Source organism: Phenylobacterium sp. (genome assembly GCF_036495085.1).
Lineage (GTDB): Bacteria > Pseudomonadota > Alphaproteobacteria > Caulobacterales > Caulobacteraceae > Phenylobacterium.
Genome location: NZ_DASXNL010000120.1, coordinates 1 through 5,927, shown reverse-complemented (window position 1 = coordinate 5,927; position 5,927 = coordinate 1). Strand labels below are relative to the sequence as shown.

Genomic DNA, 5,927 nt, shown 5'->3' with positions numbered 1-5,927 from the left:
CGCCATCAGCCGGCGCTGGTCTGACGTCTAGGAGCGGCCCTTGTTTCACGCCTTTCCAGGGTAATCCCTGATGCTTGGCTGCCCCGCGTCGCGCTAAGCAGGTCGAACACATGCTCTGACGTCATGACACGCCTTGCTCGGCTCGCAATCATTGCCGGCGCGATCCTCCTGGCGGCGACAACGACCGCACCGCAAGCGAGAGCGCAAAGCATCACCGAACGGCGTGAGGCGGCCGTCCTTCAGGCGCGAGCAGGCCATATGGACGCTGCCATCGCGGCGCTGCGAACGATGTTTAATGCGGGCGAGGACGACGGGCTGGTGGGGATGGATCTCACGGCCTTGCTGCAGCAGGCCGGCGACCCGGCCGGCGCCATACTGGCCTTCGAGAAGGCGGCTGTCGCCGAACCACCGGACTATGCCTTGCTGGCGGCGACCCGCGCCTACCGGGACCTGAAGCGATACGACGTGGCCGAGAACCTGGCGCGTCAGGGGGTGCGGCGCTTTCCGGATCAGACAGCTTGGCCGATGTTGCTCTCACTGGTGCTGACCGACGCCGGCCGCCCCAGGGAAGCGCTGGATGCCCTGGAGCAACCCGCCGCTCAGCGCGCGCCGCGGCTCGAGTGGCTGCTCGCTCAAGGTTACGCCTGGCGACGGGCCGGCGACCCATTTCGGGCCCTCTCCGCCTATGCCGACGCGTTGAGGCTCGCACCGGCCAACGACGAAGCGCGGACGGCGGCGGCCGCCCTGCTCGCGGCGCAGGGCGGCGCCTACGGCGCGGCGGCGCTCGCAAAAACCGACGCGCCCTACGCTGCCGACGAAGTCGCTGCGATGGTCAGGTGGGGCGAGGATCTGCAGGCCTCCGCTCCTGCGCGTCGCTACGAGGGTACGGATGCCGCCATCGCCCGCCTCGATCGTTTGATAGCTGACTTGCCGCCGCCACCCACCGACGATGCGCTGCGCCGTCGCCTGCGTCTCGATCGTCTCGTGGCCCTGAGGGACCGGCTCCGCATGCCTGAGGTCGTCAACGAGGCCGACGCCCTAAAGGGTGACGCGGCGCTGCCGCCACACGCCGAAGCGGCCTTTGCCGACGCGTTGCTCTACCTGCGCCGGCCGAAAGAGGCGCGCCGCGCCTACCGGGCGGTGCTTGCGGCCTCCCCAGACCTCTCCGGCGCCTTGCGGACGAGCGCGCTCTACGGCGTGTTCTACGCGTCGGTCGAACTCGAGGATTTCCGCACCGCCTACGCGACGATCGACGCTCTGGTGCGCGAGGCGCCCGTCTGGCGCAGCTTCCGCGACACGCCCGCGCGTAGCGACAACCCCGACCGCGCCTATGCCGAAGTGGCGGCGGCCAACGCACGCTATTACGGCAATCAGCTAGCTGAGGCGTGGGCGCGCATCACCAAGATCGCCGACGCGGCGCCGGCCAATGCGACAGCCAGGATGGCCCGGTATGACATCGTCCGCGCAAGGGGCTGGACGCGTCGAGCCGAGGTGGAGGGCGAGATCGCGGCCAGCCTGGCGCCGGATGCTCTCGCCTCGCGGATCGCGCGCGTCGAGATCGCTATGGCCGACTACCGGTACGCGGAGGCCAAGCGCATGGTTGCCGACCTTTTGGCGGCATACCCTGAGGACTTGCGCGTACAGGGACTCGCGCGCGATCTCGGCGGCGCGATGGGGTGGCTCCTCCAGCTCGAAGCCAAGCCAAGCGACTCCGAGGGCGGCGGCACGAACGCCTCAGGCCAAGCACTGCACCTGCAGGGCAGGCTGACAACGCCGCCCATCGCCGACCACTGGCGACTGTTCGCGCTCGGAGACTACGCCAGCGCCCACCCCCCGGAAGGCTTCGTCGAGCGCCCGCGGGCCGGCGCGGGCGCGGAGTGGCGGAGTCGCGACGTAGCCGCCAGCCTCTATGCGAATGACAACTGGGGAACCCTAACCAAGCCGGGCGGCGGCGCGACGTTTGACTGGACGCCGAGTGACCAGCTCCGCATCGCCTTCGCCGGCGAGTTCTATAGCTGGGAAACGCCACTGCGCGCCGTTCTGCACGGCATTACCGCCGACCAAGTCTCGATGCGGCTGACGTATCGCTGGGACGAGTCGCGAAATCTGTCGGCCAATTTCGGCTACACGCCCTTCACCGACGGCAACCAGCGCTACCAGAGCGGCGTCGCCTACACACAGAAGCTGATCAACCTTCCACACTTCGATCTCACCGCAACCGGGGACGCCTATGTCTCGAGCAACGACCGTCCGCAGGCGCCCTACTTCAATCCCGACCGCGACCTGACGGTGGATGGCGGACTGCTCGCCGAGCAGACCATCTGGCGCCGCTACGATAACAGCCTGACGCAGGCGCTCTCGGTGAACGTCGGCCTCTACGAGCAGGCGCACTTTCCTTCCGAACCGATCGCCACGGTGAGCTACGCGCATCGGTGGCGCTTCGACCCATGGATGGAAGTGGCCTACGGCGTCGAGTTGAGCCGCCGGGTCTATGACGGCGTGGTCGAGAACACGGCGGCGCTCACTCTGCGCCTCGCGCGGAGGTTCTAGCGATGCGATGGCTGCTCGGCATTATGCTCATGATGGTCGGCCTTGCGGGACCGGCTTGGGCGGGAGCGGACCACCAGCCTTTCGTGTCGATCGCCTTTCACGCTGTCGTCGATCAGCCGGCGGACCTGGAGACCGATGCGGTGACCACCCGCACGTTCGTCCAGTTCCTGGACTGGCTGAAAGCGCAGGGCTGGACGCCGGTGTCGCTGGACGACCTGTCGGATGCGGCGGCCGGCCGCCGCAAGTTGCCCGCCAAGGCGATCCTGCTGACCTTCGACGACGCGCGCGAAAGTCTCTATTCGCGCGTTTTCCCGTTGCTCAAGGCCTACCACTATCCGGCGGTCGCCGCGGTGGTCGGGGTCTGGATGGACGAGGCGCCGGGCACGGTCCCCAAAGGCGACGACGTGGCATCACCCCCGGACTCGATCACCTGGGCCCAGGCGCGCGAGATGCAGGCGTCGGGCCTCATCGAGTTCGCGTCGCACGGCTACGATCTCCACCACGCCGACCTGGCCAATCCGCACGGCGGCGAGACACCCGCCACCGTGACTTGGCGCTACGATCGGCGGAGTGGCCAGTACGAGGACGACGCCCACTACGCCGCCCGGATCCGCGCCGATCTCAAGCGCTCGATGGCGCTGCTGGAGGCGCACCTCGGCCGCCGACCGCGCGCGATCGCGTGGCCCTATGGGCGCTACACCGGCCTCGCTCTCGACATCGCCAGGGAGCTCGGTCTTGCGTTCTCGTTCGATCTGGAGCCCGAGCCGTCCGATGCAGCCGATCTCTCTGCGATCCACCGGTACTATCCGTCGGGCGACCCCGGCCTCGGCGACATCGTACGCAACCTGCGATTTGACGCGCCCGGGCCGCGAACGCTGCGCATCGCATGCCTGACGCTGGACGCCCTGGCCGCCTCCGCCGACGGCGCGGCGCAGGACGCGGCGCTCGGCCGCATGATCGAGGGGCTGCGCGCACTGGGTGTCAACACTGTGATCATCGACGCCAATGCGCGGCTCGCCTCTCCGAAGTCGCCACTCGGCGAAGTCTACTTCCCCACCTCGCTGAGGCCCTGGCGCGCCGACATCCTGGGCCGCGCCACCTGGCAGATCAGGACGCGGGCCGGCGCTGACGTCTTCTTACGCCTGCCACTTGCCCGTGCTGAGGCGGCCGTTGGCGAGGCGAACGTGCCTCGCCTCTTCGCGGACATGCTCCGCTACAGCCGTCCGGACGGCATCACGCTAGACCTGCCGACGCCGGCGGGAAGTGCAGTGGCTGCCGACCGGCCGGAGGAGATCCGAGACCGTCGCTCTGCGCTCAACGCCGGCCGGCTGGATAGTCGCACAGCGCTCGGTCTCGCCGCCTATCGCGCCGCAGCCGGCATCGATCCGCGACTACGCCTCATGTTGGAAGAGGTGCAACCGGGCGGACCACCCGACTGGGCCGACATCGCTCTGCTGCCGCCGAGCCGGGACGCCGAAGAGGTTGGAGCGCTGGCGAGCCGGTTGCGGGCCAATGGCTGGCTGCAGCCCAATGTAGCTGGCCGGGTGGCGTTTTCCTTGCCGGCGGACCCCGTTCAGCGACTGAATGCGCTGCGGGTTGCGCAACGCCAGGGGGCATCGGCGTTCGCCCTCTGCCCCGATGCGCCGGCGCTTCCGCCCGCTGCGACGCTGTCGGCGGTCTTCTCCGCCGTCACCTACCCCCACCGGCCCTAAGGCTAAGCCGGTGCATCCCGCCGTTGACTGGGTCCTGGCCGCCATGGGGGTGTTCGTCTTCGGCTATCCGTTCATCGGGGGGTGGTATTGGACGGCGGGCGGCCTTCTGTTTTACGCGGTCCACCAGTGGCGCATGGCGCCAGCGGACCAACCTCCGCCGCTGGACCATTGGCCGCCGATCTCGATCCTCGTGCCCTGCTACAACGAGGGCGAGAATGCGGAGGAAACCCTCGCGATAGCCGCCGCGGTTGACTACCCCGAGTTCGAGGTCATCGCCATCAACGACGGCAGCGGCGACAACACCGCCGAGGTGCTCGAGCGCCTCGCGGGGCGGATACCCAACCTCAGAGTCGTTCATCTCGCCACGAACCGGGGCAAGGCGACCGCGCTGAACACGGGCGCGCTGCTCGCCCGGCATGAGCTGCTGGTCTGCATCGACGGCGACGCGCTGCTGGACTCGCATGCGCTGCGTTGGATTGCGCGCGCCTTCCGCCACCCCGACGTCGGCGGCCTGGGCGGCAATCCACGCATTCGCAACCGCACGACGGTGCTGGGACGCATGCAGGTGGGCGAATACGCGTCGATCATCGGCCTCATCCGCCGGGCTCAGACCATGTACGGGCGCCTGTTCACGGTCAGCGGGGTGATCTGCGCATTCCGCAAGCGGGCGCTCGACGACGCCGGGTGGTGGTCGCCTCGCACCATCACCGAGGACATCGATGTCACCTGGCGTCTGCAGGTCGCAGGGTGGCGCGTGATCTACGAGCCCAACGCCGTCGTCTGGATCCTGACGCCGGAAACGCTACGCGGCCTCTGGCGCCAGCGCCTGCGCTGGGCCGAGGGCGGCTTCCAGATGCTGCAGGCGTTCTTCCGCCCGATGATCGCCGGGCGGGCTCCGTCCATGGCGCCGGCCTATCTCAACTACCTGGCGGGTGTTCTGTGGTCCTATTCAGCGCTGGTCACGATCGGAGTAGGCCTGTTGCGATCTTTGGGTCTGGGGCCTCCCGGATCGCCTCGAGTGCTCGTGCCGGAATGGTGGGGCCTGACGCTCATCCTCACCTACCTGCCCCAGGCCCTGATCAGCCATTTCCTCGACAGGCGCTACGAGCGCGGCATTTTGCGATCGGTGTTCTGGGTGATCTGGTATCCGCTGGCGTTCTGGGTGCTGAGCGCTCTGACAACGGTCGTCGCGGTGCCCCGTGTGCTCACGCAGCCGCGCAAGGAGCACACGACCTGGGTCAGCCCGGATCGGGGTCTGCGATGACCGGCGCCGAACGGCCGTGGCCGCCCCTCATCTCCGCCCAGCGCGTCCCGTGGGCTGTGAAATGGCGCGACGTGTTGCTGACCTTACTCGCCTGGGGCGGGCTCGCGGTGCTGCTCGACCACGAGTTCGCGCTGTTCCTGGGCGGCTTGAAGGGGGCGCTCGGGCTGGGTGCCCCCAAGGTGCGGCTGAGCTGGCTGACCTATCTTGAGCGGCTGATGCCCTTCCTGATCACCGCGGCCGCCCTCGGGGCGGCGCTCTTATTCTTCAGTCTGGCCACGCTGCGACGCCGGTCGCTGGCGCTGCTCATGCGCGAGCCCCCGCAGCTCGCAGCCGCCGTGCAGGCCCGTGCCGCCGGTCTGGACGAGGCCGCGCTGATTTTGGCCCGCAACCAGCGCATCGTC

General features: G+C 68.8%; 4 protein-coding genes. All 4 read left to right on the top strand.

The features are described 5' to 3' along the window. Positions 1-123 precede the first annotated feature (123 nt). The gene (gene pgaA / locus VGI62_RS13905; RefSeq protein ID WP_331505097.1) at positions 124-2,550 is read left to right on the top strand and encodes a poly-beta-1,6 N-acetyl-D-glucosamine export porin PgaA; all 2,427 of its coding nucleotides are present in this window, start codon (positions 124-126) and stop codon (positions 2,548-2,550) included. 2 nt (positions 2,551-2,552) lie between these two features. Continuing rightward, positions 2,553-4,262: a poly-beta-1,6-N-acetyl-D-glucosamine N-deacetylase PgaB gene (gene pgaB, locus VGI62_RS13900; RefSeq protein WP_331505096.1), complete on the top strand. Its 1,710-nt coding sequence runs from the start codon at positions 2,553-2,555 to the stop codon at positions 4,260-4,262. Positions 4,263-4,272: 10 nt separating this feature from the next. Further along, on the top strand, positions 4,273-5,526 hold the full coding sequence (pgaC, locus tag VGI62_RS13895) for a poly-beta-1,6-N-acetyl-D-glucosamine synthase (RefSeq protein ID WP_331505095.1): 1,254 nt from the start codon (positions 4,273-4,275) through the stop codon (positions 5,524-5,526). Further along, positions 5,523-5,927 (top strand): hypothetical protein (locus VGI62_RS13890; protein ID WP_331505094.1); only part of this gene is annotated, 405 nt, incomplete at its 3' end. The genes pgaC and VGI62_RS13890, both read left to right, overlap by 4 nt.

Coding starts and splice junctions, on each gene's coding strand:
- pgaA (WP_331505097.1), top strand. CDS start 124: ATGACACGCCTTGCTCGGCTCGCAATCATTGCCGGCGCGATCCTCCTG.
- pgaB (WP_331505096.1), top strand. CDS start 2,553: ATGCGATGGCTGCTCGGCATTATGCTCATGATGGTCGGCCTTGCGGGA.